We start from the raw sequence: 25,439 nt of genomic DNA, 5'->3' as shown, positions 1-25,439 counted from the left end.
CGTCGGCGCGGGGCCGACGGGCGGCGCGTGAGGTGAGTGCGGCAGGCGGGCGCCGACGTTCAGCGGCGCCGCGGCGGGACGGAGATGCCGGTGACGGGGCGGGGGCGGTACGGCGCCTCCAGCCGGGCCACCTCCTCGTCGGTGAGCGCGAGGTCGAGCGCGGCGACGGCCTCGTCGAGATGCTGCGGCTTCGTGGCACCGACGATCGGCGCCACCACAACCGGGTTGTGGGCCACCCACGCCAGCGCCACCTGGGCCCGGGTCACGCCACGCTCGGCGGCGATCTTGGCCACTTCGTCGACGATGTGCCGGTCGTCGTCCTGGTAGAGCGTCTTCGCGAAGCCGTCGCTCTCGGTGCGGGTGGTGGTCGTCGCCCAGTCGCGGGTGAGACGGCCGCGGGCCAGCGGGCTCCACGGGATGACGCCGATGCCCTGGTCCGCGCACAGCGGGAGCATCTCGCGCTCCTCTTCCCGGTAGAGCAGGTTGTAGTGGTTCTGCATGGACACGAAGCGCGTCCACCCGTNGCGCTCGGCGGTGAACAACGCCTTGGCGAACTGCCACGCGTACATCGACGACGCGCCGATGTAGCGAGCCTTGCCCGCGCGGACGACGTCGTGCAGCGCCTCCAGCGTTTCCTCGATCGGGGTCGAGTCATCGAAACGGTGGATCTGGTAGAGGTCGATGTAGTCGGTACCGAGCCGGCGCAGGCTCGCGTCGATCTCGGTCATGATGACCTTGCGGGAGAGTCCTCCGCCGTTGGCGCCGCGTCGCATCCGGCCCTGGACCTTCGTGGCGATCACGATCTCGTCGCGGCGGGCGAAGTCCCGCAGGGCCCGGCCGGTGATCTCCTCGCTGCGGCCCAGTGAGTAGACGTTCGCGGTATCGAAGAAGGTGACCCCCGCGTCGAGCGCGCGCTGGAAGAACGGCCGGGACGCCTCCTCGTCCAGAGACCACGGATGCGTTCCCTCGCCCGGCGTGCCGTAGCTCATGCAGCCCAGACAGATCCGCGAGACCTCCAGGCCGGTCGACCCGAGCTTGACGTACTCCACGCGATCAGCACCTTTCCGCCGCAGCGGTGCCCGGGCGTTCGCCGGGACGGTCACCGGCTCATGACTCTAGCCAGAAGCCGCACCCGGGCACCCGCGTCGGCGGTACGGGGCCGTCCGCGCGAGCGCGCCGGCGCGGGCGAGGGGCGCGGGCGAGGCGCGCCGGCGCGGGCGAATCAGCGTGCGAGCCACTCACGATAGGAGGTCCTGGCGATGACGGCGCCGTCCCCGGCGACGAGAGCGTTGCCGGGGACGGCGGCGAACATCCCGGCGCTGTTGTCGGTGACGACCGTGCGCTGGTCACCGCGCGCGGCCAGGGTGATCCTGCCGAGCTCGTCGAGTGCGAACACCTCGGGGCCGGCGACATCTCGGGTGCCCCGCAGGGGAGCGCCCGCGCTCACTTCGGCCACGGCCTGTGCGACCTCGGCCGCGGCGACGGGCTGCACGGGCGTGGCCGGCAGGCGGACGGTGTTGTCGTCAGCGGTCCAGGAAAGCACCACGTCGACGAACTCGAAGAACTGCGTGGCACGGACGACCGAATACGGCACCGGGCCGGCCTTGAGAATGTCCTCCTGCAGCACCTTTGCCCGGTAGTAGACCAGGCCCGGAACCTGGTCGGCGCCCACAATGGAGAGGATTACCGCATGGCCGACACCGCCGGCCTCGGCGGCGGCCAGCATGTTTTCCATGGTCTTCTGGAAAAAGGCGGGCGAGGCGTCGTCGAAAGTCGGCGAGTTCGCCAGGTTAACGGCGACGTCGGCGCCTTTCAACGCCTCGGGAAGCCCACGACCGGTGAGCAGGTCGACGCCACTGGAAGTCGAGTGCGGCACCGCCTGGTGCCCGCCCGCCGCCAGGATACGAACCACCTGAGAGCCGATGCGCCCAGTACCACCGATGACGGCAATCTTCATGTTCGGCCTCTCTGGTTCTCGGCCGGCGGACGGGCGGTCCGATCAGCAGCCAGCCGGGGGTTCCCACAACCATGGCAGGGCGATGCCTCGCCGGCATCCCGCCCGGCGGGCGCGGCGGCCTGAAGCGGTCCGGTCGGGCGGCTAACCGAAGGCGCGCACCGCGTCGTACATCACCTGGGCGGCGCGTTGGCACGGCATCATCACGCCGAACCAGTTCACCTGCGGCTCGCCGGCCGCCACACAGGTCGCGCGCAGGTCGACGAGGAACTGGTTGTCGACGGCGAGCCTGCGCTCCTGGGTGGGGTCGACCCGCGGGCCGTTCAGATAGTTGCGGTAGCCGAAGTCGTGGCGCAGACAGGGGTCGGCGAACAGGGTGTCCACCGCGGGTGGCGTCGGTCCGCTGCACCCGTCGGTCGCCCACACCAGGTCACCCGCCGGCGGGTAGGCCGCCCAGGCGCGCCGGACGGTGACGAAGTCCGCCAGCGGAAGCCCGTGGACGCTGGGGACGTCGACGGCAGGTACCTCCCCACCGGGTGCCTCATGGACGTCGGTCTCCCCACCGGTGACGAACACGGCGCCGCCCTGGAAGTAGCTGACGCTCTCCGCGCCGACCGCGGGGCGTGGGTCCAGCAGCGGATACCCGAGCCGGCCTCCCGCCCCTCCGTTCTCCGCCCAGGCGTCGGCCGCGGGCCCGGCGACGACGTGGGTGCCCGTCGACGGGCTGTCGGCGACCGTGCCGTGTTCGAAGCGCTGGGAGCGCCCACCGCCGGCCGACCTCGCCTCGCCGACGGGACGGCCCAGCGAACCCGTCGGGCCACCCAGTTGGGCGTACCGCCGGTAGATGGGCCCGCATACGTCGAAGCCGCCCACCTGGTGGCAGTCCTCAGGGGTCGCCGCGCCCGCGGACGGTGTGCCGGCGGGCCGCGGCGACGCACTGGCCGACGGCCCGCTCTGGCCCGGTGTCCCGCCTCGGCCCGGTGACCCGTCCTGTTCCGAGGTCGGGGTTCGGTCCGCGCCGCCGCCGGGCTGAGAGGTCGTCTCCACCCCCGCGACGACCAGTGACGGGGTCGGCTCCGCGCCCCTGACCGGCGCCGCTCCGGGCTGGCAGCCCGCGATCAGCGCCCCGAGCGCCAGGGTGGCGAGGACGGCCGGACTGCGCGCCAGCCGTCCTCGCACGGCGGGGCACCGACGGTTCGACATGATCCGCGTCCTTTCGACCAGTCGAACCTAGACCGGGAATAACCGCTGTGAAACGTGTGCTGCTGTGCGATGCCCGACCTGTCGGGTTTCGCACAACAAGCTGTCCCGCAGCTCCGGGTCACAGCACCGGGTTCACAGCGCGGTGGGGTGGTGCCCGTCGCGCGCCGCCGCGAGGGCCGGTGAGTACCCGTGGCGGAAGGCACCCCCAACCGCCCCGCCATGCCCTGCCCTGCCCTGCCCTGCCCCGACCGATTGGATACCAGCCGGTGCCCACCCTGATGGAGCCGTGTTTCCCACCCGCCACGAGCGGCGGGGTCCCGACCCCGAAGGTCCGATGACCATGCCCACCCAGCCCGGCCTCACGGCCACATCCGAGGCGGCCACGGCCGAGACCTCCCTGACCACGCCGTCCACTGCCGAGACGATCAGGGCCGAGGCGACCACGGCGAAGGGGACCACGGCGAAGGCGACCACGGCTCCGGGCGAGGCCACCCCGGATCCCCGCCGGTGGCGGGCGCTGCCGGTGATCCTGATCGCCAGCTTCATGAGCCTTTTCGACGTCTTCGTGGTGAACGTGGCCGCACCGAGCATCGAGACCGACCTCGGGGCGTCCAACGCCGGCCTTGAACTCATCGTCGGCGGCTATTCGTTCACCTACGCCGCCGGCCTCGTCACCGCGGGACGTCTCGGTGATCGCTTCGGGCGGCGCCGCATGTACCTGATCGGCATGGCGGTGTTCACCGTCGCGTCCGCGCTGTGCGGACTGGCGCCGAACGAGGCGACGCTCATCGGCGGCCGCCTGCTGCAGGGAGCCGGTGCCGCGGGCATGGTCCCCCAGGTGCTCGCGCTGCTCACCGTCACGTTCCCGCCGGCGGAGCGGGCCCGGGCCTTCGCCTTCTTCGGAGTGACGATCGGGCTCGGCGGGGTCTGCGGCCAGGTGCTCGGCGGGGTACTGCTCGACCTGGACATCTTCGGACTCGGCTGGCGCCCGATCTTCCTGGTCAACGTCCCCATCGGGCTGGCGGCCCTGGTCGGTGCGCGGCGGCTGGTCGCGGAGTCCCGGGCCGCGCGCCCGGAAGGGCTCGACCCGGTCGGGCTGGGCACGCTGATGCTGGGCATCGGCCTCGTGCTCGTCCCGCTCACCCTCGGCCGGGACGAGGGCTGGCCGCTGTGGACGTGGCTTGCGCTCGGTACCGGCCTCGCCGTGCTGGTCGGGTTCGCCTCCTGGGAGGCCCGGCTGGCCCGCGGCGGCGGGCATCCGATCATCCCGCCCGCCGTGGTGCGTTCCCGGCCGGTGGTCGGCGGCATGGTGATGAGTGCGGGCTACTTCCTGTTCTTCGGCGGTTTCCTGCTCTCGCTCACGATCTTCCTGCAGGTCGGCCAGCACCGTTCGCCGCTGAACGCCGGGCTGATGTTCGCTCCGCTGGGTGCCGTGTTCGCGCTTTCCTCGCTGTGGGCCCGGCGGCTGGCCGGCCGCTACGGGCCGCGGGTGCTGACCGCGGGCTCGCTGGCCACCATGGCGGCGCTCGGCGGGCTCGCCGCGGTCGTCGCCGCCGAGGGCACCGGCGTCTCGGCGTACGAGCTCACGCCGCTGCTGATGCTCATCGGCGTCGGCAACGGCCTGGTTATCCCGGCGCTGGCGGCCACGGTGATGGCGGCGGCCCCACCGGACATCAGCGGCACGGTCAGCGGTGTCCTCACCACCACCCAGCAGTTCGCCTCGGCACTCGGGGTGTCGGGCGGCGGCGCGTTGTTCTTCGCCGAGAGCTCCCGGCACGGGCCGGACGCCGGCCTGCTCGCCACCGTGCTCGTCGGCCTGGTGTCGGTCGGGGTTGCCCTCGCGGGCTCCCTCATCCTGCCCGGCGGTTTCAGGCCGGCGGGGCCGGCGGGGCGGGCGGGGCGGGCCGGTCCATCAGCACCCGGCGCAGCCAGGACCGCGCCGCCGCCAGGTACTCGCGGCTGAGGTCGGTGTCGTGGGCCCAGTTCTCGAAACCGTGCGGGGCCCCGGCGACGGGGTGGAACATCGTTGCCACCCCGGCCTCGCCCAGCCGCCGGGCGTACTCCCGGTTCTCGTCGTAGAAGAGGTCGACGTCACCGACGCCGATCCAGGCCGGCGGGAGCCCGCGGAGCTCCGCCCGGCGCGCCGGGACCGCGTACGGCGGCACCTCGGCCGCGCCGGGTTCCGCCCCGAGGTAGGAACGCCAGCCGAACCTGTTCAGCCCGTTGGTCCACACCGGGTGGCGGACGGCGTCCAGCTCGGGCCGCGCGGCCGTCCGGTCGTCGAGCATCGGGGAGTGCAGCCACTGGGCTGCCGGGGCGGGCCCACCCGCGTCGCACAGCCGCTGCACGAGGGACGCCGCGAGCCCGCCGCCGGCGCTCTGGCCGCCGACCGCGACCCGGGTCGGGTCCACGCCCAGTGAGTCGGCGTACTGCTGAACCCACTCCCAGCCGGCCTGGCAGTCGTCGAGGGCGGCGGGGAACGGGCACTCGGGAGCGAGCCGGTAGTCGACCGAGACGACGGTGATCCCGAGCTCGAGTGCGGTCTGCCCACACTGGCGGTCGTCCTGGACGGCGGACCCCATCACCAGCCCGCCGCCGTGGATCCACAGCAGCGCGGCGTTCGAGCGCGGGCTGTCCGGTCGGTGGACGCGGCTGCCGGGGCGCAGGCCCGGCGGCTGTTCGACACTGACTCCGGCGAGCGGCACGGGGGGAAGCCGGCGGATGGCGAACCGCACCAGGCCACGCACCCAGGCCCGGTGGACCGGCACCCGCGGCGACCGGCGCAGCCGGGCACGCAACTGCGGCGACACCGTCGCGGACGTCATCCGTGGCCTCCTGTCGGTGGCGCCCGTCAAGCCGTCACCCTGCCGGCTGCACACCCTGCCGGCTGCACACCCTGCCGGCTTCGCAGGTGCTCGGCGCCGGCCGGGCCGGTGCCCTCCGTAGGTCGGCCTCCACGCCGGGTGGGTGGGCACGGGAAACCCACCAGGTCGAAAAAATGATATCTGGCAGGGACCACCAGAGCCCATCATCATCTGCACGGATCCGTGGGTTGCGCCCGCTTTGCGAGCGGCCAGACCCCCTCTCAGCGGTCCTTATGATTGGCAGGGCAGTCAGTGGCCGGCGACGGCCGGCGGAGAGAAGGTCGGTCGAGGTGGCGGAGCCGAGGAAGGCGCGTGGCGAGGGTCGACCCGCGCTCCGCGAGAAGCCCCAGCAGATAGCGGACGAGCTGCGTGGTCTCATCGTGCGGGGGCAGCTGGCAGAGGGTGAGTCACTCGGGCGTGAGCCCGACCTGGTCGACCGATTCGGTGTCTCCCGCCCCTCGCTGCGAGAGGCGCTGCGCATCCTGGAGGCGGAGGGCCTCATCTCCGTCCGGCGCGGGGTGCTCGGCGGCGTCGTCGTGCACCAGCCCAACGAGCGGATGACAGCCCGCACCGCGGCGATGGTCCNGCAGGCCCGCAATGTGCCGCTCGCGGATGTCTACGACGCCCGCAGCATGCTCGAGCCCGTCGCCGCGCGGATCGTGGCCGCGTCGCGTTCCCACCGGTCCGCGGCCGCCGAACTGCGCCGCCTCAGCGCCGAGCAGCTGGAGGCGATCGACGACCCGGAGAGTTTCGGGCGTGCGAACTCGCGCTTCCACAGCCGGCTCATCGACCTGGCGGGGAACCAGACGCTGAGCATCGTGGCCGAAATGCTCAACGAGATCGTCGCGCGGGCCGTCGCGGCGGTCAGCCAGCCCGACGAGGGCAGAGACCCCACCGCCACCCGGCTGCGCGGCCNGCGCTCACAGGCCCGGCTGGCCGCGCTCATCGAGGAGGGCGACGCGGCCGGCGCCGAGGCGCACTGGGCGGAGCACATGAAGATCGTCGGCCAGGTTCTGCTGGCACAGCGGGCGAAGACCGTCATCGACCTGCTGCAGCACGACTACTGACGGGCCGGCTGGCCGGTCAGCGCAGCGCCCGCCGCAGTACCTTGCCCATCGCGTTACGCGGGAGTTCGTCGACGAGCCTGAGCCGCTCGGGGCACTTGTGGCGCGCGAGCCCGCCCGCCCGGCAGTGCTCGACGAGATCGGCCAGCGTGATCTGGTGGCCGGGGCGCGCGACGGCGACGGCGCACACCCGTTCACCGGTTCGCTCGTCGGGCACGCCGATGACGGCGACGTCCGCCACGGCAGGGTGTCGCAGCAGGACGTTCTCCACCTCCGCGGCCGAGATGTTCTCCGCGTTGCGGATTATCACCTCCTTGAGCCGGCCCTCGACCCGGACCCGGCCGGCCTCGTCGACCACCCCGAGATCCCCGGTGCGCAACCAGCCCTCGTCGTCGAATGCCGCGGTGTCGAGTGACGGGTCGACGTAGCCGAGGAAGCACTGGGGGCCGGCGAGCCGCAGTTCGCCGTCCACGACGCGGACCCGCACTCCCTCGGCCGGCCGGCCGACGGTGGACCCGACCGCCGGGTCCCGCGGAGTCTCGCTGGTGGCGACCGGGAACTCGGTGAGGCCCCAGGAGCCCACCACGCCGGCCACGCCGAGCACCTCGGCGACCTCGCGGTTGACCGGTGGCGGAGTCGCCGCGCCGCCGCCGACGCAGGCGCGCAGCGCCGGGAACAGCCCGTGGCCCTCGTGGCGCCGCTGCGCGGCCAGGTAGGCGTGGAAGAACGGTGTCGCCGAGCCGAGAATCGTCGGGCTGTGAGCCGCCATCCGCTCGGGGGTCGTCACCGGGTCGAAGACGTCGAACAGCACCAGCCGGCCGCCGGTGAGCAGGGCGGACAGCAGCATGGCCACACCGCCGATGTGCGCTATCGGCCAGGCGATCGGGTACACGTCCCCGGCGCCGAAGCCGAGCCCGGCGACGACGCCACCCGCCGAGGCGCACACCGACGCGTCCGAGTGCCGCACCCCTTTGGGGTCGGCGGTCGTGCCGGACGAGTAGTAGATCCAGCGGCACTCCGCCGCGCCCGCCGCCGCGGCGGGCACCGGCCCGAGGCCCGCGGGATCCCCGCCCGGCAGCCGCAGCGCCGGGGCGGGCGGGCCGTCGAGGTCGAGCGCGAGCACCTTGACCCCGAGCGATCTCGCCATCTCGCCGTGCCCGAAGCCACGCCAGGTCTCCGGGACGACCAGCAGGTCCGCCGCGACCTGGCGGACGATGAAGCCGACCTCGGCCTGCCGGAACACGGGGATGATCGGGTTCTGCACCGCGCCGAGCCGGGCGCAGGCCGCCATCAGCACCACCGCCTCCAGGGTGGTGGGCAGCTGCCAGGAGACGACGTCCCCGGCCCCGACACCGAGCGCGCCCAGGCCGGCCGCCGCCCGTTGGGCCTCGTCACGCAGAGCGGTGGCCGTCAGCTCACGGCCGTGGTCGTCGGCGAGCACGACCGCGCCGGGGCGGTGCCGCGCGGCCTGTTCGACAGCCTCCCAGAAAGTCCCGGTTCCCATTTGCGGTGGACCTCAGTGCCCGGCGGGTGGCGGGCTGCCCGGGTACTCGGCGACAACCCTCACCAGCTCACTCCTCAACCTCGCCGACGAATACCTTTATATATCTCGTAAGTCGCCCGCAGCGCCACAGACCGGCCACAGACCGGCGGCCGCGCCGAGTCGGCGCCCGCCGCGGGAACCGCGCCGCCAACCGCGGCGGCCTCGGGTTGGCGATGTGACAACCTCCCTCGCCGCCCGCCCCCGACCTGCCTCCATACTCCAGAGCGTCACGGCTCCGCCGCGCACCGCGCGGCGCGGACAGAACGGGAAAGAGGAGGGGCTGTTGCCAACACTCCGCGCGTCCGGTCTGCCGGCAGAGCCGCGGCGGTGGATTCCACGAGCCGCCGCGTTGGGGACCCTGGTCATCGGCCTGATGGACATCGGTTCCGCCCTGACCCCGGAGTGGCACTCACGCCTGGAGAACCTGCGGGAGCTGATGCCGACGGCGGTCTCCCGGCAGGCCTCCGCCTTCACCGTCGTCGTCGGGATGCTGTTGGTCCTGCTCGCCGCCGGGCTGCGGCGGCGCAAACGGCGGGCCTGGCGCGCAGCGGTGACCCTGCTGGGGATCAGCGTGCTCCTGCACGTGGCCAAGGGCCTCGACTACGAGGAGGCGGCCGGTTCGGCCGTGCTGTGCGCCGCCCTGCTGGTGACGCGCCGGGAGTTCCGGGCGAAGGGCGACCCGACGACGCGCTGGCGGGCGGTCGGGGTCGGGTCCTTCCTGGCCGCGGTGTCGATCGTGGTCGGACTGGTGCTGTTCCGGCTGGGCCGAGATCGGATTCTCGGCCCGCATCCGCTGTCCGCGCAGCTGGAGCAGATCCTGCTGGGTCTGGTCGGGGTCCGCGGGCCGCTGGCGTTCACCTCCGACCGCTTCGCCGACCTGGTGTTCCGGGTGCTGCTGACCATGGGGGCGCTGACCATGGCCGCCACCTGCTATCTCACGCTGCGCCCCCCGGAGCCGCGGCCGATGTTGACCGAGGATGACGAGGCCCGGGTTCGTGCCCTGCTGGCGCGGCACGGGGAGGCGGACTCGCTCGGCTATTTCGTGCTGCGGTCCGACAAGTCCGTGGTCTGGTCATCGAGCGGCAAGGCCTGTGTGGCTTACCGCGTGGTCTCCGGAGTCATGCTCGCCAGCGGAGATCCCCTCGGTGACCGGGAGGCGTGGCCCGGAGCCATCGCGGCGTTCCTCCGCGAGGCCGCCGACCATGCCTGGGTGCCGGCCGTCCTCGGCTGCTCGGAGGCCGGCGGCCTCGCCTGGACCAGGGCCGGGTTATCCGTCCTGGAGGTCGGGGACGAGGCTGTTCTGGACACGGCGACCTTCACCNTCGAAGGCCGCGCGATGCGCAACGTCCGCCAGGCGGTCGCCCGGGTCGAACGCGCCGGCTACACGGCGGAGGTCCGACGGGTGAGCGACCTGACGACCACCGATCTGGCCCGGCTCAGGAGCCAGGCCGCCCTGTGGCGCGGCGACGAGACCGAGCGGGGCTTCTCCATGGCGCTGGGTCGCCTCGGCGGCCCCGCCGACGGCGACTGTGTCGTGGTCCTCGCCTACTCGGCGCCGGGCGGCACCGAGCGCCGGCTGCGCGCCCTGCTGCACTTCGTCCCCTGGGGGGCGACCGGGCTGTCGCTCGACGCCATGCTGCGCGACAGATCCGCCGACAACGGCCTCAACGAGTTCCTGATCGTCAACGCCGCCCGCCTGGCCCCCGGCCTCGGCGTGCGGCGGCTGTCACTGAACTTCGCCGCCTTCCGCTCCACGCTCGAACGCGGCGAGCGCCTCGGCGCCGGACCGGTGGTGCGCTGGTGGCGGAGCCTGCTGGTCTTCCTCTCCCGCTGGTTCCAGATCGACAGCCTGTACCGCTTCAACTCCAAGTTCCAGCCCACCTGGTCGCCGCGTTACGTCTGCTATCCCACCCCCGCGGACCTGCCCCGGATCGCCCTGGCGATGCTGGAGGCCGAGGCGTTCCTGGTCTGGCCGCGCTGGGGCGAGCGGCTGCCCAGACCCGGTGTCCCCCGGCGCCGGCGCGCCCCGTCCGCGGACCGCCCGCTGACCGCCCAGGGCCCGTCCGCCGGCTTCGGGCAGGACGCCCGGCGCGAGTCGCCCGACCGCGACGAGCCGTCCGCCGGCCCGAGCCAGGTGGTGGTGGCCGCGGGGGCCGGGCGCCGTTCTGCCGGCGTCTGAGCACGGTCGCCCGCGATACTTACCTGTGTAGGACGAACGAGCTCAGGCGGGTCGACGCCCCCGTTCGAGACTGGAGGCGACCCGGTGAGTGACGTCCTGTGTTCGGTGCGGGGGCGGGTCGGCCGGCTCACGCTGAACCGGCCGAAGGCCATCAACGCGCTCAGCCATGACATGGTCCGCGCGATGGACGCGGCACTGCGCGCCTGGGAACACGACGACGCGGTGGACTCCGTCCTCGTCGACGGCGCCGGTGCGCGCGGGCTGTGCGCCGGGGGCGACATCCGCGCCTTCCACGCGGACGCCTGCTCCGGCGGCACGGGGTCGCTGGCCTTCTGGGCCGACGAGTACCGCCTCAACGCCCGGATCAGCCGTTACCCGAAGCCCTACGTCGCTCTCATGGACGGCCTCGTCATGGGCGGCGGCGTCGGCATCTCCGCGCACGGCGACGTCCGGGTCGTCACGGAGCGCACCCGCCTGGGCATGCCCGAAGTCGGCATCGGCCTCGTCCCGGACGTCGGCGGCACCTGGCTGCTGTCCCGGATGCCCGGCCGGTCGGGCATCCACGCCGCGCTGACGGCCGCCCACCTGACCGGAGCGGACGCGCTCCACGCCGGCCTGGCCGACCACCTGGTTCCCAGCGATCGGCTGCCCGACCTGGCCGAGGCCCTCATCGGAGCCTCCGACGCCAGCAGCCCCACGAAGATCATTGAGGAGTTCGCGGTCACGCCGCCGGCCAGCGAGCTCGCGACGGCCGCCGGCTGGATCGACGACTGCTACCGTGCCCCGACCGTCGAGGAGATCATCACCCGGCTGCGCGCCCACGGCGCACCGGGCGCCGCCGCTGCCGCCGACGCGATCGAGGCGAAGTCGCCGACCGCGCTCAAGGTCACGCTGCGGGCGCTGCGCGCGGCGGCGGACCTGCCCGACCTGTGGTCCGCGCTGGTGGCCGAGTTCCGCGTCTCCAGCGCCGCGCTGCGCTCACCCGACCTGCGTGAAGGCATCCGCGCCCAGATCATCGACAAGGACCGCGCGCCCCGCTGGGACCCACCCACGCTGGCCGGCGTCGACGACGACCTCGTCGCGGCGTTCTTCGCCGTACCGCCCGGCGGCGACCTGACGCCCGCGCCCGGGTGACGTCAGGCGGCTGCGTGACCTCACGGTGGGGTGGTGACGTCGACGTCACGGTGGGGTGGGTGACATCAGCCCGGTACGTGACGTCGGGCGGGTGGAAGGGCGTCCCGCCCCGCTCGACAAGGCCACGCACCACACGAGAGGAAAGCGGCAGCGCATGATCGACCACCAGGTCCGGGTGTACCGCAGCGCGGAGCGGCTCGCGCGGGAGGACCAGCTCGCGTGGAAGATCGCGGCGGTGGCCGCCGACCCGGTGGACGTCGAGTCCGAGGTCACCGACATGGTGATCAACCGGATCATCGACAACGCGGGGGTGGCCGCCGCGTCGCTGGCGCGCCGGCCGGTGGTCGCCGCCCGGGAGCAGGCGCTGCGCCACCGCCCCGCCGGCCCCAGCCCCAGCCCAGGCCCAGGCCCAGGCTCAGGCCCAGGCCCAGGCCGCGACGGTGCCTCGGTCCGGAACGGTGCCACCGTCTTCGGCCTGGCGGCGGACACCCGCGTCTCCCCCGAGTGGGCGGCGTGGGCGAACGGCGTCGCCGTGCGCGAGCTGGACTTCCACGACACCTACCTGGCCGCGGACTACTCCCACCCCGGTGACAACATCCCGCCGGCACTGGCCGTGGCGCAGCATCTCGGCCTCGACGGCCGCACGCTCGTGCGCGGGATCGTCACCGGCTACGAGATCCAGGTCGCCCTCGTCCGCGGGATCTGCCTGCACGAGCACCGCATCGACCACATCGCGCACCTCGGCCCGTCCGCCGCGGCCGGCCTCGGCACCCTGCTCGGCCTGCCCACCGAGACGATCTACCAGGCGGTCGGGCAGGCCCTGCACACCACCACGACCACCCGGCAGTCCCGCAAGGGCACCATCTCGTCCTGGAAGGCCTACGCCNCGGCCTTCGCCGGAAAACTGGCCGTGGAGGCCGTCGACCGGGCGATGCGCGGCGAGGGCGCCCCCGCCCCCGCCTACGAGGGCGAGGACGGATTCATCGCCTGGCTGCTCGGCGGGCCTTCCGCCCGTTACGTCGTCTCGCTGCCCGCGGCCGGCGAACCCCGGCGCGGCATCCTGGAGACCTACACCAAGGAGCACTCGGCCGAGTACCAGAGCCAGGCGCTGATCGACCTCGCCCGCCGCCTCGGCCCCCGCATCGGCGACTTCGACCGGGTCCGCGCGATCACCCTGCACACCAGCCACCACACCCACAACGTGATCGGCTCCGGCTCCGGCGACCCGCAGAAGNACGACCCGACGGCCAGCAGGGAAACCCTCGACCATTCCGTGCCCTACATCTTCGCCGTGGCCCTGCAGGACGGCGACTGGCACCACGAGCGCTCCTACGCCCCCGAGCGGGCCACCCGGCCCGACACCGTGGCCCTCTGGCGAAAGATCACCACGGTCGAGGACGCGGAGTGGACCCGGCGCTACCACTCCACCGACCCGGCCGAGAAGGCCTTCGGTGCGCGGGTCGTCGTCGAGCTGACGGACGGGACCACCCTCACCGACGAGATCGCCGTCGCCGACGCCCACCCGCTGGGGGCCCGTCCCTTCGGCCGCGACGAGTATCTCGCCAAGTTCCGCCGCCTCACCGACGGCGTCCTTCCCGCCGAGGAACAGGCCCGCTTCCTCGACACCGCCACCCGCCTGCCCGACCTGCGCCCCGACGAACTCGCCGGACTCACCGTCACGCCACGGCCGCCGCTGGACGGCAGCGGCAGCGGCGGCATCTTCTGACCCGAGGGCACACCGACCTCAGCGAGGGGACGTCCGACCGATGCTGCACGCGAGAACACCGGCCCACACCCGCCGCGCCGCCTTCCGCGACGCGCTGAGCGCCGGCCGGCTGCTGCGCTTCCCCGGCGCGTTCAACCCGCTCACCGCCGTGCTCATCACCGAGCTCGGCTTCGACGGCGTCTACATCTCCGGCGCGGTCCTCGCCGCCGACCTGGCGCTGCCCGACATCGGCCTCACCACGCTCACCGAGGTCGCGGGCCGCGCCGGGCAGATCGCCCGGGTCACCGACCTGCCCGCCCTCGTCGACGCCGACACCGGCTTCGGCGAGCCGATGAACGTCGCCCGCACCGTCCAGACGCTGGAGGACGCCGGCCTCGCCGGCTGCCACCTCGAAGACCAGGTCAACCCGAAACGCTGCGGGCACCTCGACGGCAAGACCGTCGTGAGCACCGCCGAGATGGTCCGCCGCATCGGCGCCGCGGTCGCCGCCCGCCGGGACGCCAACTTCGTGATCTGTGCCCGCACCGACGCCCGCGGCCCCGAAGGCCTCGACGGCGCCCTCGACCGGGCCCGCGCCTACGCCGACGCGGGCGCGGATCTGATCTTCCCGGAGGCGATGGCCGACGTGCGCGAGTTCGAAGCCGTCCGCAGGGCGGTCGACGTGCCGATCCTGGCCAACATGACCGAGTTCGGCAAAAGCGAGCTCCTCACCACGCGGGCGTTGGAATCCGCCGGGGTGAACCTGGTCATCTACCCCGTCACCCTGCTGCGCCTCGCGATGGGCGCCGCCGAGGACGGCCTGCGCCGCATCCTCGCCGAGGGCACGCAGGCCGGCCTCGTCGACCGGATGCAGACCCGGGCCCGGCTCTACGAGCTGCTCGACTACCCCGCCTACAACACGTTCGACACGAACATCTTCGACTTCCGGGTCTGAGCCCCGCCGGCCGCGGTACCGGGCGTCACCGAGGCTGGGTGCGCAGGCCGTCCAGCACGACCGTTGTCAGGACGTCGTCGGCCCGGGCGCAGGGCCGGCACACAGTCACACTGATCAGGCCGACGACCTCCGCCGCCGGGAAGTCGGCCCGCAGGGTGCCCTCGGCCTGCGCCGCCTCGACGATGCGGACGAGCAGCTCGTTGATCTCGCCGAGCAGGCGGGAGATCTCGGGCTCGGCACTCGCCCCCCCGTTCAGCGCCTTGATCAGCGCGAGCGGCCGGTCAGCACAGTATTCGACGAGCGCCGACAGCGCCGCCCAGCCGGACCCGGTTCGAGCGGGCCGTACGGCCTGCGCGGCCTGCGCGGCCCGCCGCTGGCACGTGGCGTGCAGTTCACGCACGACGTCGGCGGTGACGCTGTCCAGCAGCGTCTGCCGGTCCGGAAAGTGGCGGTAGAGGGTGCCGACGCCCAGCCCGGCCGCGCGGGCGATCTCCTCCATCGACGCGGCCGACCCGCGCTCGGATATCACCCCCAGCGCCGCCTCGATGATCAGATCACGGTTCCGCCGCGCGTCCGCCCGCATCCACACCACCCTTCAAGCGGAACTTCGAATTCATGTTAACCTCGCATGCCAGAACATGAAGTTCCGGTTCAGGTTAGGAGCGTGTCCATGCGCCTCGGCGTCTTCATCTCCGGCGGTCCCAGCCTGCAGGCACTCGTCGAAGAGGTCCGCCAGGCCTCCGCCGCGGGCCTGACCAGCGCCTACTTCGGCCAGGTCGGCTCCTGGGAGGCAGTCACCACGGCCGCGCTGTGCGGCCAGCAGGTGCCCGGCATCGAGGTGGGCACGGCGATCGTGCCCACCTACCCACGGCACCCGCTCCTCNTGGCCGGGGAGGCCCTCACCGCCCAGGCAGCCAGCGGCAACCGGTTCGTCCTGGGCATCGGCCCCGGTCACCGGCCAAGCATCGAGGGGCAGTTCGGCTACTCGTTCGACCGTCCGGTGCGGCACATCCGCGAGTACCTCACAGCGCTGCGCCCACTGCTACGCGGCGAGGACGTCGACTACCACGGCGAGACCCTGACCGCGGTCGGCCGGGTGGACGTGCCGGGAGCCACGGCGCCACCCGTCCTGCTCGCGGCGCTGGCACCCATGCTGCTGCGCGTCGCCGGTGAACTCGCCGACGGAACCGTCACCGTCTGGACCGGGGCCCGCCACGTCGGGGAAAAGATCGTCCCCGCGGTCACCGCGGCCGCCACCGCGGCCGGCCGGCCCGCACCCCGCGTCCTCGTCTGCGCCCTCGCCGCCGTCACCGAAGACGAGCAGAGTATCTACCAGACCATCTCCGACCAGGTCAGTTTCGCCTCGGAGCTGCCGAGCTACCAGACGCTGCTGGCTCGCCAGGGCCTCACCGGCGTGCACGAGACCGCCCTGGTGGGCGACGAGCACGAGGTCGAGCGGGAGATCCGGCGCTTCGCCGACGCCGGCGCCACCGACCTGCTGATCCGAGCGGTCGGGGACGAGGCGACCCAGAAGCGCACCCTGAGCCTGCTCGCCGATCTCTCCCGGTAGTTCCCCGGTAGCGCTCTCCCGGCGACCCCGGTCGTCCCGGGCTCACGCCCGGTGGCCTCCTCCCGAGTCAGTCCCGGAAGGAGGCCACCCGCGTCAGAGCCGACGGAGGCGGGTCACGCGGAAGCTGTAGCCGTCCTGCGGACCCTCCTCGAAACCGAACTCGACGCGGTCACCGGCTTCCAGCGAACGAAACCCATCCATTTCGATCATGCTGAAATGAACCCACGCGTCGCGCCCGTGCGGCAGCTCCGGGGAGGAGACAGCACCCCAGCCCCGCTCCGCATCAAAGAACTTCACAGTCCCATTCGCCATCGCACCAGTCTGGGCCGCCCGGCCCATCCGGTCGATCGAGTTTCCGTGGCTCAGAGCAGCTCGAGGATCGTCGCGTTCGCCTGGCCGCCGCCCTCGCACATGGTCTGCAGGCCGTAACGAATCCCGTTGTCCNGCATGTGGTAGAGCATCGTCGTCATCAGACGCGCGCCCGACCCGCCCAGCGGATGCCCCAACGCGATCGCGCCGCCGTTCGGGTTCACCGCCTTCGGGTCCGCGCCCACCTCGGCCAGCCAGGCCAGCGGAACCGACGCGAACGCCTCGTTCACCTCGAACACGCCGATGTCGTCGATCGTGAGACCGGCGCGGGCCAGCACCTTGCGCGTCGCGGGGATCGGCCCGGTCAGCATGATCACCGGGTCGGTGCCCGCCAGCACCGCCGTGTGTACCCGGGCGATCGGCCGCAGGCCCAGCTCGGCGGCCTTCTCACTGGTCGTCATCAACAGCGCCGCCGAACCATCGGAGATCTGCGACGAGTTCCCCGCGGTGATGACACCACCCTCGGGCTTGAACACCGTCCGCAGGCCGGCGAGTCCCTCCACCGTCCCGCCGCGGCGGATGCCCTCGTCCTTCGTCACCACCGCGCCGTCCGCGACCGGAACCGGGACGATCTGCGCGTCGAACCGCCCCTCGTCCTGCGCCGCCGCCGCGCGCTCGTGCGACAGCAACGCGAACTCGTCGAGCTGGGTCCGCGACAGGCCCCACTGCTCCGCGATCATCTCCGCGCCGATGCCCTGGTCCGGGAAGGCGCCGTTGTAGCGCTCCAGGTACCTCTCCCCGAACGGCACCTTGCCCTGCAGCGCCGAGCCCATCGGCACCCGGGACATCGACTCCACACCGCCGGCCACCGCCACGTCGTACTGCCCGGCGATCAGCCCGGCCGCGGCGAAATGCACCGCCTGCTGAGACGAGCCGCACTGCCGGTCCACCGTCACCCCGGTGACGGTCTCCGGCCAGCCGGCGCCGAGCGCGGCGTTGCGGGCGATGTCGAAGGTCTGCTCACCGACCTGCCCCACACAGCCCCACACCACGTCGTCCACCACCGCCGGATCCACCCCGGCCCGCTCGGCCAGGGCCGACAGCACATGCGCCGAGAGGTCCGTCGGATGCACTCCCGACAGGCCGCCGTTCCGCTTCCCGGTCGGCGTGCGGACTGCCTCCACGATCACCGCGTCACGCATGGTCACTCCTTACTGACGAACCGCGCCGCGCCCGCCCGTCAGCTCCACCATGCCCTTCGCGTGCCCGGCTCGACGTCCGGACCGTGCGGGACCGTGGCGGCCACCACGACGGCGAACCATTGAAAAGTGAACGTACACTCTCTTGCGGTCAGCGACCATCGTCCCGGGCATACCCACGCACCGGACGCGGCACCCGCCGCCGTGCGGCACGGGCCCTCGGCGCGGTGCCCACCCGCGGTACGGCCGGAGCGCGGCGTGGGCGCGACCGACCGCCTCTCGGCGCGGGCCGGCCGTGCCTTCGGCTCCGCGACCGCCTTCGGGGCGGGGCGACGGAATTCGGCGCACTCGAGAACTCCGTGGTCGGCCAGCCGCGCCGCGGATGGCGGCGTCATTCTCGCGCCACAGGTCAGGTGCCCTGACTCCGCGCGGCGGACGCATCCGTTTCCGGGATCCTGGTTGATACCTGCCGGTGACAGTTCGCGCGCACCGCGGCGGCAGTCACTAACCTGCACTGCGGGAGGGGTCGGGATTCTCCACCGCGGCGTCTTTCCGCGAGGGGAACCCGGACACGAAAGGCCGCGACTGCCAGCCGCGGCCGCATGGACCGAACGGTTGTCGCCCTCCGGAGGAACTCATGGCACCATCCCCTCGGCTGTCCTTCTCACGGACGTTCGCGGCCTTCACCGCCGCGGCGGCGGCAGGTCTGCTGATAGCCGGTTGTGAGGCAGAGGTGCCGACACCGGGATCGCCGGCGCCGACCTCGACGACCACTGTCGCGCCCCCCACCTCGCCGGCCGCTCCGACGCCGCCGGCATCACCGCCTGCCACCGTCCCCGCGACCAGTCCCGCCAGCAGCGGCGCCCCGACCTCCACCAGCCCGCCGCCGGGTACCACTCCCCCGAGCCCGACGGCCTCCACGCCCGCCGGCGGCACCGCGGCTCCCCGGACACCCACGATCGTCGTCGCCCCGACCGGCAGCGACTCGAACCCGGGCACACTCGCCGCCCCGTTCGCCACAGTTCAGCGCGCGGTCAGCGTCGCGCGCCCCGGCGACGTCATCGCCCTGCGCGGCGGAGTCCACCAGCCGACCGCCAAGATCGGCATCACGACCAGCGGCACGGCCGCGAAGCGCATCGTCCTGACCTCCTACGGCAGCGAGCACGCCGTCATCGACGGCAGCCGCCTGCCCTCCACCACCAAGCTGATCATCACCACCGCGTCCTACTGGGATTTCGACGGCCTTGAGCTGCGGAACTCACCCCAGCAGGCGCTGTACGCGCAGTCGGTGACGCACTCGACCTTCCGGCGCCTCGACATCCACGACAACCAGAACACCGGACTCGATCTCACCGGCCAGAACACCAGCGACAACCTTGTCGAGAACGTCGACAGTCACGACAACCACGACAACGCGACCGGCGGCCAGAACGCGGACGGAATCGGCGTCAAGTTCGGCTCCGGCACCGGGAACACCGTGCGCAACGTACGGGTCTTCAACAACTCCGACGACGGTCTCGACCTGTGGGCGTTCACCAGCCNGGTGACGATCGAGGGATCGTGGGCGTACGGCAACGGGGTGAACCGGTGGAACATCTCCGGATTCACCGGTAACGGCAACGGGTTCAAGCTCGGTGGCGGCAGCAGCCCGCGGCCCGCCGTCGCCCATGTGGTGCGCAACAGTGCCGCCTGGGCGAACACCGCCAACGGATTCACCGAGAACGGCAACCCCGGATCGCTCCAGCTCACCTCGAACACCGCCTACGGCAACGGCGGAGCCGGCTTCTATTTCTCGCTGTCGTCGTCGACACTGCGGGCGAACCTCTCGGTGAGCAACGGCAGGGCCGCGACCATCGGCGGCGGGGCCGACGCCGCCGGGAACTCGTGGACGCTGGCCGGCACCTACAGCGCGGCGAGCTTCGTCAGCGCCGACGACACCCGCGCTCGGGCCGCCCGCGCGGCGAACGGTTCACTTCCGACGACCGGCGGGTTCCTCCGACTTGCCGCCAACCCCCTTTCGCTGGGCGCCCAGCTCCCCTAGTCATCCTGTCGCCGGGCGACCGGCGCCCCTTGTCATGGCGTACGCCCCGCGACGTCCCGAGTTCGCTCCTGCCCGCCCGGAGGCACGCGCGACCGTCCCCTCCCCGCCGGCCGCGGTTCCCTGAGCCGGATCAGCTGACCGGCTCCGCAGGAAGATGGTTGGATTCCGTGACGGGCGCCGCCCGGAAGGTGACATCCGCGCGGCGGGGCGAGGGGAGCCGGACTACACGTGAGCGACAACTGGGGGGGTCCCCAGAGCCCGGACCAGGGCGGGGGCGGGAGCGGCTATCCCCCCTATCCCGGCCAAAGTCCGGGGGGCGGGCCCGCATACCCGCAGGGCCAGGAGTACCCGCAGCAAGGCCAGGCCTACCCGCCGAACCCGGGCTACCCGCCTGGGCCGGGGTATGGCTACCCGCCCGGCGGTCAGGGCTACCCGCCACCCGGCTACGGCCCCTACGGCGGCGGTGGCCAGCCCCGCAACGGTCTCGGCGTCGCCGCACTGGTTCTGGGCATCGCCGCGATCGTGCTCTCCTGGACCGTCGTCGGCGGCATCCTGCTCGGCATCGGGGCGCTGGTCTGCGGCTTCCTCGGCCGCGGCCGGGTCCGGCGCCAGGAGGCCAACAACGGCGGCCTGGCCCTGGCCGGCATCATCACCGGCGCCATCGGTGCGGCGATCGCGCTGGTCATCCTGATCGCGGCGATCGCGTTCTTCGTCTCCGAGGAGGGTCGCACCTACCTGACCTGCCTGGACGACGCCGGTAACAACCAAGCCGCGATCGACCAGTGCACCCGGGAGTTCGAGAGGTCCTGAACGCGCGGATCGTCCGCGCCGAACACCCGGGTGTCGTCGACCAGCAGCGTGCCCAGCTGCTCCAGCGCCCGCGCCGCATCTCCGATCAGAGCCGGCAGGTGGAAGCGCGCGATTTCTCCCGCTGGATACGGATCCTTGACAAGCCGTCGCGGCGGCGGGAGGTACGCAGCCCGCATGACTGCGCACAGTGAGCCGCTGCTGCGCGCGTTCTACGACTGTCGTCGGCGCGGCTGTCATCGACCATCGACGCTGGGGCAGTGGGCCGGTTGTCAATCCTTTTCCGCTGGTTCGACAGCGGGAGGTGCGGAAGGGTTCCCGGGCGATTCAACGCCGGCCGTGACAACTTCCACACCGCCGTCACCGTGTGGGATCTCGAGTCCGGCGCCGAGATCGCCACGTCGGAGGGCGCGATCGACCCAAGCGGCTCGATCGCGTTCAGCGGGGACGGCCGCTTCCTCCTCGCCGGCGCCAGCAGCCCGCAGCTGCCGCAACAGGACAGCAATGGCCTGGTGCAGGGCCGGGTCGTTCGGCTCGACACTCGGACGCGGCAGGGGCTGCCCGCACTGCCGATCACGGTGTCGGGTCCGACGTCGATCGCGATCGCACGGCACGCGCCCGTCCTGGCGGTGACACACGACAACGTCGCGGAGCTGTGGGATTACCAGACCCAGCAGCTGCTGGCAACGGCGCCGACCGCCCTGCCGGCCGACAAGGTCGCCCTGTCCGCCGACGGGAAGACCCTGGTGCTCGGCGACTCTGACGGCGCGGTCCACGCCCGCGACCCTGCCACCGGACGTCTTGCGCTGCTGTTCCAGCATCAGACGGGCATCAGTGACCTCGCGGTCTCCGGCGACGGCGGCGTCGTCGCTTCGGGTGCCATCGACGAGTCGGTCACCCTCACAACACCGTTCGTCGACCACCGGGTGTCCTCGTTCGCTCACCTGGCGGACGCCGGTCCCGAGGTGCCCAGCGGACTGGCGGTGAGCCCCGACACGAGGACCCTGGCGCTGTCCGGGGCGGGCGGCGTGTCGCTGTGGAGCACGGCCACCGGAAAGAAGGTCATCGACCTGGACTTCTCGGCCACCGCCGGCGCGGCCCGGCAGGTCACCTGGAGCTCGGACGGGAAGCTGCTGGCCGGCAACGACGACGGCGCGCTGGCGATCTGGGACGCGCGGACCGGGCGGCGGATCGCCGGACACCCGGGCTCGGGCCAGTCATGCCCGGGCCTGGAGGGTTCCGAGACAGTGCGTTTCCTTCCCGGCGACCGCTCGGTACTGATGTTCCAGGGGTGCCGGCTGGTGGTCGTCGACCCCCAGAGTGGCGACACCCGTCAGACGCTGGCGGAGCAGGCCGACGGAGTGTTCACCAGCGCCGACGGCCGCACGGTCGTCTCCTGCGAGGCCAGCCCGGACGGGCTCGGCAGCGGCGTCACGCTGCGCGTCTGGCGGTGGGACGGCAGCACGCTGCGAAAGGGTGACCGGCTCACCGACACCGCGTTCATACGCGACGCGGCCGTCAGCCCGGACGGCGCGACCGTGGCGATGGCGGACCTGGACGGCCGGATCGTGCTCCGAGATCTGCGAGACGGCGCCCGCGAGATCCTGCGCGCCGACGGCTCCGACACCAGCTCGTCCGTCGACTTCAGCGCCGACGGCTCGACGGTCCTGCAGTACGACGAGACCCGCCACCGCGTCGTCATGTGGGACGCGGCCTCCGGCCTGCTGCTCGGCTCCTGGGATCAGGCGGTAGTGCTGCCGGAGGAAGGCGGCGGCCTGCTGTCGACCGCCGCCGTCGCCGGGCATCGTCTCTACACCCTCGGTAACGGTGCGCTCGATGCTTGGAGCGACGAGCCGTCGCGATGGCGTGATCAGGTGTGCGACATGGCGCCGGGCCCGCTGACCCGAGACGAGGAGAAGCAGTACCTGCAGGGCCTGCGGGTGGCCGTGGCCTGCGGAAGTTAGCCCCGAGCCCGCCAGCTGGCGTTGTCTGAGCCGACCAGTTGGATGGACCTGCCAGTCCACAGTCCCATCGTTTCCGAGGACGGTGACTCGCGTGCAAGTAAGCCCGCGCGACAGCGCGGACCCGGACAAGAATGCATCCAGAGGATAGACACAGGCCGGCCTCGTCCGCAAGCATGTTCGAGCATTGTTATGCTGCCGGCCATCACCGCGGCGGGCCCGCGGCGATTAGCCCCGGGCGGCGGAACGGCAGCCGCCTCCGCCGGAAAACTGCCGCTGACCTGGGTGCGGAGCCGAGGCGGCGGCTCGCGGGCGGGGCGGGAGCCACCCACCTCCACCGGATCCGCCGATCCGGGGTGTCGCGCACCGGACCAGCCCCTCGGACCAGCCCGGACGGCGTTCGCGTCGCCGCCGCACCGGTTGCCACCAGACTGACTCGGATTCAGTGCACTGATCCGCCCACGGGCACCACCTGCCACCCCTACCCGCTCCCGCCGGACACCGGGCGGGACCGAGAGCCGAGACCTGGCAACTGACAGCCGAGGACCGGGTTCCGAGGCCGAGCGCCGACACCTGAAGGCCGGGAGCCGGGGCCGAGCCGCCGAGCAGCCGAGAGCTGAGGGCCGTTGCCGAGGGCCGAGGGCCGCGGTCAGGCCGAGGCNGCGGGCGCCGCGCGCGGGCCGCACGGTTCCCGGCGGCGGAAGTTCGTGATAGTTGTTGTTTTGGATCCGAGGTCGGCCGCGGCGGGGCTTATCCGGGAGTCGAGAGGGGTCACTCTTCGTGTTCAAGCAGGTCTGCTTCTTCCGAAAGCGTCCGGACATGACGATGGAAGAGTTCCTGGACTACTACGAGAACCAGCACACGCAGCTGGCGAAGAAACTCGGAAAGCCAGCCATTCCGAACGCGGTACGGTACGTGCGACGTTACCTCACCCCGGTGGAGAACCCGGTGACCGGCGAGATCCACGACAGCGGTTACGACTGCATCATGGAAATCTGGTGGAACAGTCGCGAGGACTTCGAGAACTCCCAGCGGCTCATCCGCGACCCCGAGCGGCTGCCGCACACCATGGAGGACGAGAAGAAGCTCTTCGCCAGCCACGAAAACCCGATCTGCATCGTCGAGGAACACGATTCCCCGATGGGCCCGGATGGCGAGATCTACGACTGGGTGCCGGTAGTCCGCGGCTGAGGTCCGCACAGGCACGGCAGACACCTCCCGGCGCCCGTCCACCCGGTGCCCGTCCGCAGAACAGGAGATGGTGGCAAATGAGTGGCCTTCATGACCTCCCGGCGAGAGTCTTCAGCCTCATCGAGTCGGGGGTGGTGACGGAGTTCTCGACGGTATCCGCCGCCGGGGTCCCGATCGACACACCGACCTACTACTTTCCGGCCGACGACATGTCGACGCTGGACCTGGCGACGGGCTTACCCAATCCGACCAAGGCCGAGCGGGTACGGCGCAATCCCAAGGTCGGGCTTCTGATCGAGGGCAGGCCCGAGGAGCCGGTCGTGGTGGTGCGCGCCCGCGGGGCGGTGCGTGACAGCGACCTGCAGGCCAACGCCCTGCGCTACCTCGCCGAGACCGGTTACAAGGGAATCAGTCACGGCATCACCTGGGAGGACGCCCGGAAGGCGGTCACCTACTGGTCCCGGATCATCATCGAGAACAAGCCCGAGCGGGTGTACTGGTGGGATAACCACGCCGCCCTCGACAGCCCGCCGCAGGTGTGGACGGCACCGCCGGACACGTCCTACCCGGTGTCCGACCCCCCGCCCTCCGGGGCGGAGACCCGCTCCTCCTGGCCGGTTCGCCCGTGGCAGGACGTGGCCAGGGAGGCCGTGGCCGGCGGCACCCCCGCGCACCTGTCGGTACTCGACGAGGACGGCTACCCGCTCCCGATGCGGGTGTACTCCTTCGAACTGACGACCGAGGGCTTCCTGCTGGCGGCACCCAAGGGCACTCCCTGGCAGCTGAAGGGCAGGGCGTCGCTGACCTTCGCGGGGTTCCGCACCTTCGTCGGCGACGCCGGGCCGGACGGCGACCGCGTCCTGTTCCGGGTCGAACGTTCGCTTCCGCAGCATCCGGCGACCCTCGATACCAAGCAGGTTCTCCGGCCGAGCGAGGACACCCTCGCCAAGGCGCGAGCCCGGCTCGAACGCGAGGCCGCGCGGCGCGGCGCGTCCCTTCCCGTCATCCCGCAGGAGCCGCCGGCCCGGACGCGCATCGCCCTCATCCGCCAGGCACGCATCGAGAGCGACGCCCCGATCACCGGCATCACCAAGGAGCACGGCAACCGGTCAAGCTGACCTCGGCGCCCTGAGGACATCTGTGTCCCCAGGACATCTGTGCCCTGAGGACAGCGGTGTCCTCAGGACGTCCGTGTCCTCAGGACGTCCTGAGGACGTCCGCTGCCGGAGGTTGGCGCCCCGGTCCCGGCGGACGCGCGTTCACCCCTTCCGACGAACTCCGGCGTGGGCCGTCGCAACCGCTCGGGCGACGGCCTGCGCCGGTTCGTCGACGATGACGACGGCATCGAGTCGCCTGCCGCCGGTGACGACCGGGGCACAGTCAAGGCCGAAGGCCGCCACGCCATGCTTCTTCGCGAGCAGGACCTCGTTGACCGTGCCCTCGTTGCCCCCGATCACCACCAGGGCGTCGGACGAGTCGACGACCATCTCGTTTCGCTTCTCGCCGATCCCGCTGCACACCACGGCGCTGAGATACCGGTTGGCCGCGCCCCGGTCATGGCCGGGCACGATGCCGACGCACAGCCCGCCCGCCTCGTGGGCGCCACGCGCGACACCCTCCATGACGCCGCCGAGGCCGCCGCAGATCACGAGCGCACCGGCCCGCGCGAGCAGGTTTCCCACCTGGCGCGCGAGCTCGTACCGCGCCGGCGTCGCCTCGGCGGCGCCGGGGCCGACGACCCCTATCTGCACGCGGGCGAA

General features: G+C 72.3%; 17 protein-coding genes and 13 pseudogenes. 19 read left to right on the top strand and 11 right to left on the bottom strand.

The features are described 5' to 3' along the window. Positions 1-59: 59 nt before the first annotated feature. The 4 genes and pseudogenes from UG55_RS30755 to UG55_RS00400 form a co-directional block, all read right to left on the bottom strand. Positions 60-523 (bottom strand): annotated as a pseudogene (locus tag UG55_RS30755) (aldo/keto reductase); the annotation flags it as partial. A 1-nt stretch (position 524) separates the two neighbouring features. Beyond that, a partial coding sequence (locus UG55_RS30750; protein ID WP_242423511.1) for an aldo/keto reductase occupies positions 525-1,049 on the bottom strand: 525 nt, incomplete at its 3' end. Between the two features lie 173 nt (positions 1,050-1,222). Beyond that, the gene (locus UG55_RS00405) at positions 1,223-1,957 is read right to left on the bottom strand and encodes an SDR family oxidoreductase (RefSeq protein WP_066061044.1); all 735 of its coding nucleotides are present in this window, start codon (positions 1,955-1,957) and stop codon (positions 1,223-1,225) included. A 141-nt stretch (positions 1,958-2,098) separates the two neighbouring features. Further along, entirely contained in the window at positions 2,099-3,157 is a 1,059-nt protein-coding gene (locus tag UG55_RS00400; RefSeq protein WP_066061041.1) for a phospholipase A2, read from the bottom strand. 340 nt (positions 3,158-3,497) lie between these two features. Here UG55_RS00400 and UG55_RS00395 point away from each other — a divergent pair, with 340 nt between their 5' ends. Further along, on the top strand, positions 3,498-5,120 hold the full coding sequence (locus tag UG55_RS00395; protein WP_242423510.1) for an MFS transporter: 1,623 nt from the start codon (positions 3,498-3,500) through the stop codon (positions 5,118-5,120). On the opposite strand, the gene UG55_RS00390 is transcribed toward UG55_RS00395, so the two are convergent. Further along, entirely contained in the window at positions 5,026-5,982 is a 957-nt protein-coding gene (locus tag UG55_RS00390) for an alpha/beta hydrolase (protein ID WP_066061038.1), read from the bottom strand. The genes UG55_RS00395 and UG55_RS00390 overlap by 95 nt on opposite strands. A 329-nt stretch (positions 5,983-6,311) precedes the next feature. On the opposite strand from UG55_RS00390, the pseudogene UG55_RS30745 reads away from it, so the two are divergent. The 3 pseudogenes from UG55_RS30745 to UG55_RS30735 all read left to right on the top strand — a co-directional run. Further along, a pseudogene (locus UG55_RS30745) lies at positions 6,312-6,606 on the top strand (FadR/GntR family transcriptional regulator); the annotation flags it as partial. Between the two features lies 1 nt (position 6,607). After that, positions 6,608-6,936 (top strand): annotated as a pseudogene (locus UG55_RS30740) (FCD domain-containing protein); the annotation flags it as partial. A gap of 1 nt (position 6,937) precedes the next feature. Further along, positions 6,938-7,088, top strand: a pseudogene (locus UG55_RS30735) (GntR family transcriptional regulator); the annotation flags it as partial. 16 nt (positions 7,089-7,104) lie between these two features. Here UG55_RS30735 and UG55_RS00380 read toward each other — a convergent pair. After that, complete coding sequence (locus UG55_RS00380) at positions 7,105-8,589, bottom strand: class I adenylate-forming enzyme family protein (RefSeq protein WP_066061033.1); 1,485 nt, start codon at positions 8,587-8,589, stop codon at positions 7,105-7,107. A gap of 370 nt (positions 8,590-8,959) precedes the next feature. Between UG55_RS00380 and UG55_RS30730 the strand changes: the two are divergent. The 7 genes and pseudogenes from UG55_RS30730 to prpB all read left to right on the top strand — a co-directional run. After that, positions 8,960-9,949, top strand: a pseudogene (locus UG55_RS30730) (phosphatidylglycerol lysyltransferase domain-containing protein); the annotation flags it as partial. A gap of 1 nt (position 9,950) precedes the next feature. Then, positions 9,951-10,651, top strand: a pseudogene (locus UG55_RS30725) (phosphatidylglycerol lysyltransferase domain-containing protein); the annotation flags it as partial. A 240-nt stretch (positions 10,652-10,891) separates the two neighbouring features. Continuing rightward, the gene (locus tag UG55_RS00370; RefSeq protein ID WP_066061030.1) at positions 10,892-11,941 is read left to right on the top strand and encodes an enoyl-CoA hydratase/isomerase family protein; all 1,050 of its coding nucleotides are present in this window, start codon (positions 10,892-10,894) and stop codon (positions 11,939-11,941) included. Positions 11,942-12,095: 154 nt separating this feature from the next. Further along, positions 12,096-12,827: pseudogene (locus UG55_RS30720) on the top strand (MmgE/PrpD family protein); the annotation flags it as partial. A gap of 1 nt (position 12,828) precedes the next feature. Continuing rightward, positions 12,829-13,175 (top strand): annotated as a pseudogene (locus tag UG55_RS30715) (MmgE/PrpD family protein); the annotation flags it as partial. Between the two features lies 1 nt (position 13,176). After that, a pseudogene (locus tag UG55_RS30710) lies at positions 13,177-13,667 on the top strand (MmgE/PrpD family protein); the annotation flags it as partial. Between the two features lie 40 nt (positions 13,668-13,707). After that, positions 13,708-14,601, top strand: coding sequence for a methylisocitrate lyase (gene prpB, locus UG55_RS00360; RefSeq protein ID WP_066061024.1), 894 nt, complete (start codon positions 13,708-13,710; stop codon positions 14,599-14,601). A gap of 25 nt (positions 14,602-14,626) precedes the next feature. Here the strand turns inward: prpB and UG55_RS00355 are convergent, their stop codons facing one another. After that, the gene (locus UG55_RS00355) at positions 14,627-15,184 is read right to left on the bottom strand and encodes a TetR/AcrR family transcriptional regulator (protein ID WP_066061321.1); all 558 of its coding nucleotides are present in this window, start codon (positions 15,182-15,184) and stop codon (positions 14,627-14,629) included. A 45-nt stretch (positions 15,185-15,229) separates the two neighbouring features. Here UG55_RS00355 and UG55_RS30705 point away from each other — a divergent pair. Beyond that, positions 15,230-15,484 (top strand): annotated as a pseudogene (locus UG55_RS30705) (LLM class flavin-dependent oxidoreductase); the annotation flags it as partial. Between the two features lies 1 nt (position 15,485). Then, on the top strand, positions 15,486-16,171 hold a 686-nt coding region (locus UG55_RS00350), incomplete at its 5' end, for a TIGR03564 family F420-dependent LLM class oxidoreductase (protein WP_242423508.1). Between the two features lie 93 nt (positions 16,172-16,264). Here UG55_RS00350 and UG55_RS00345 read toward each other — a convergent pair. From UG55_RS00345 to UG55_RS00340, 3 genes and pseudogenes are all read right to left on the bottom strand, one after another. After that, positions 16,265-16,468 carry a cold shock domain-containing protein gene (locus tag UG55_RS00345; RefSeq protein WP_304440371.1) on the bottom strand — a complete coding sequence of 68 codons (204 nt, stop codon included), beginning with the start codon at positions 16,466-16,468 and terminating at the stop codon, positions 16,265-16,267. Between the two features lie 65 nt (positions 16,469-16,533). Then, positions 16,534-16,615 (bottom strand): annotated as a pseudogene (locus UG55_RS30700) (hypothetical protein); the annotation flags it as partial. 1 nt (position 16,616) lies between these two features. Beyond that, positions 16,617-17,682 (bottom strand): thiolase family protein (locus UG55_RS00340; RefSeq protein ID WP_242423507.1); only part of this gene is annotated, 1,066 nt, incomplete at its 3' end. 634 nt (positions 17,683-18,316) lie between these two features. Here UG55_RS00340 and UG55_RS46485 point away from each other — a divergent pair. From UG55_RS46485 to UG55_RS00315, 6 genes and pseudogenes are all read left to right on the top strand, one after another. Next, a pseudogene (locus UG55_RS46485) lies at positions 18,317-19,220 on the top strand (right-handed parallel beta-helix repeat-containing protein); the annotation flags it as partial. Position 19,221: 1 nt separating this feature from the next. Continuing rightward, a pseudogene (locus UG55_RS46480) lies at positions 19,222-19,720 on the top strand (pectate lyase); the annotation flags it as partial. 228 nt (positions 19,721-19,948) lie between these two features. Further along, positions 19,949-20,530, top strand: a complete 582-nt coding sequence (locus tag UG55_RS00330) for a DUF4190 domain-containing protein (RefSeq protein WP_066061015.1) — start codon at positions 19,949-19,951, stop codon at positions 20,528-20,530. Between the two features lie 257 nt (positions 20,531-20,787). Then, entirely contained in the window at positions 20,788-22,491 is a 1,704-nt protein-coding gene (locus UG55_RS00325; RefSeq protein ID WP_066061012.1) for a WD40 repeat domain-containing protein, read from the top strand. Between the two features lie 777 nt (positions 22,492-23,268). Next, complete coding sequence (locus UG55_RS00320; RefSeq protein WP_066061009.1) at positions 23,269-23,679, top strand: EthD domain-containing protein; 411 nt, start codon at positions 23,269-23,271, stop codon at positions 23,677-23,679. A gap of 77 nt (positions 23,680-23,756) precedes the next feature. Beyond that, the gene (locus UG55_RS00315) at positions 23,757-24,797 is read left to right on the top strand and encodes a hemerythrin HHE cation-binding protein (protein WP_066061006.1); all 1,041 of its coding nucleotides are present in this window, start codon (positions 23,757-23,759) and stop codon (positions 24,795-24,797) included. Positions 24,798-24,938: 141 nt separating this feature from the next. Here UG55_RS00315 and UG55_RS00310 read toward each other — a convergent pair whose 3' ends face one another. Next, on the bottom strand, positions 24,939-25,430 hold the full coding sequence (locus tag UG55_RS00310; RefSeq protein WP_206779332.1) for a TIGR00725 family protein: 492 nt from the start codon (positions 25,428-25,430) through the stop codon (positions 24,939-24,941). Between the last annotated feature and the right edge of the window lie 9 nt (positions 25,431-25,439).

The organism is Frankia sp. EI5c (assembly GCF_001636565.1).
Taxonomy (GTDB): domain Bacteria; phylum Actinomycetota; class Actinomycetes; order Frankiales; family Frankiaceae; genus Parafrankia.
Note: the sequence above shows the minus strand (reverse complement) of the source record. Positions and strands in the feature narration are given on the sequence as shown.

Coding starts and splice junctions, on each gene's coding strand:
- UG55_RS00405 (WP_066061044.1), bottom strand. CDS start 1,957: ATGAAGATTGCCGTCATCGGTGGTACTGGGCGCATCGGCTCTCAGGTG.
- UG55_RS00380 (WP_066061033.1), bottom strand. CDS start 8,589: ATGGGAACCGGGACTTTCTGGGAGGCTGTCGAACAGGCCGCGCGGCAC.
- UG55_RS00315 (WP_066061006.1), top strand. CDS start 23,757: ATGAGTGGCCTTCATGACCTCCCGGCGAGAGTCTTCAGCCTCATCGAG.
- prpB (WP_066061024.1), top strand. CDS start 13,708: ATGCTGCACGCGAGAACACCGGCCCACACCCGCCGCGCCGCCTTCCGC.
- UG55_RS00390 (WP_066061038.1), bottom strand. CDS start 5,982: ATGACGTCCGCGACGGTGTCGCCGCAGTTGCGTGCCCGGCTGCGCCGG.
- UG55_RS00400 (WP_066061041.1), bottom strand. CDS start 3,157: ATGTCGAACCGTCGGTGCCCCGCCGTGCGAGGACGGCTGGCGCGCAGT.
- UG55_RS00355 (WP_066061321.1), bottom strand. CDS start 15,184: ATGCGGGCGGACGCGCGGCGGAACCGTGATCTGATCATCGAGGCGGCG.
- UG55_RS00395 (WP_242423510.1), top strand. CDS start 3,498: ATGCCCACCCAGCCCGGCCTCACGGCCACATCCGAGGCGGCCACGGCC.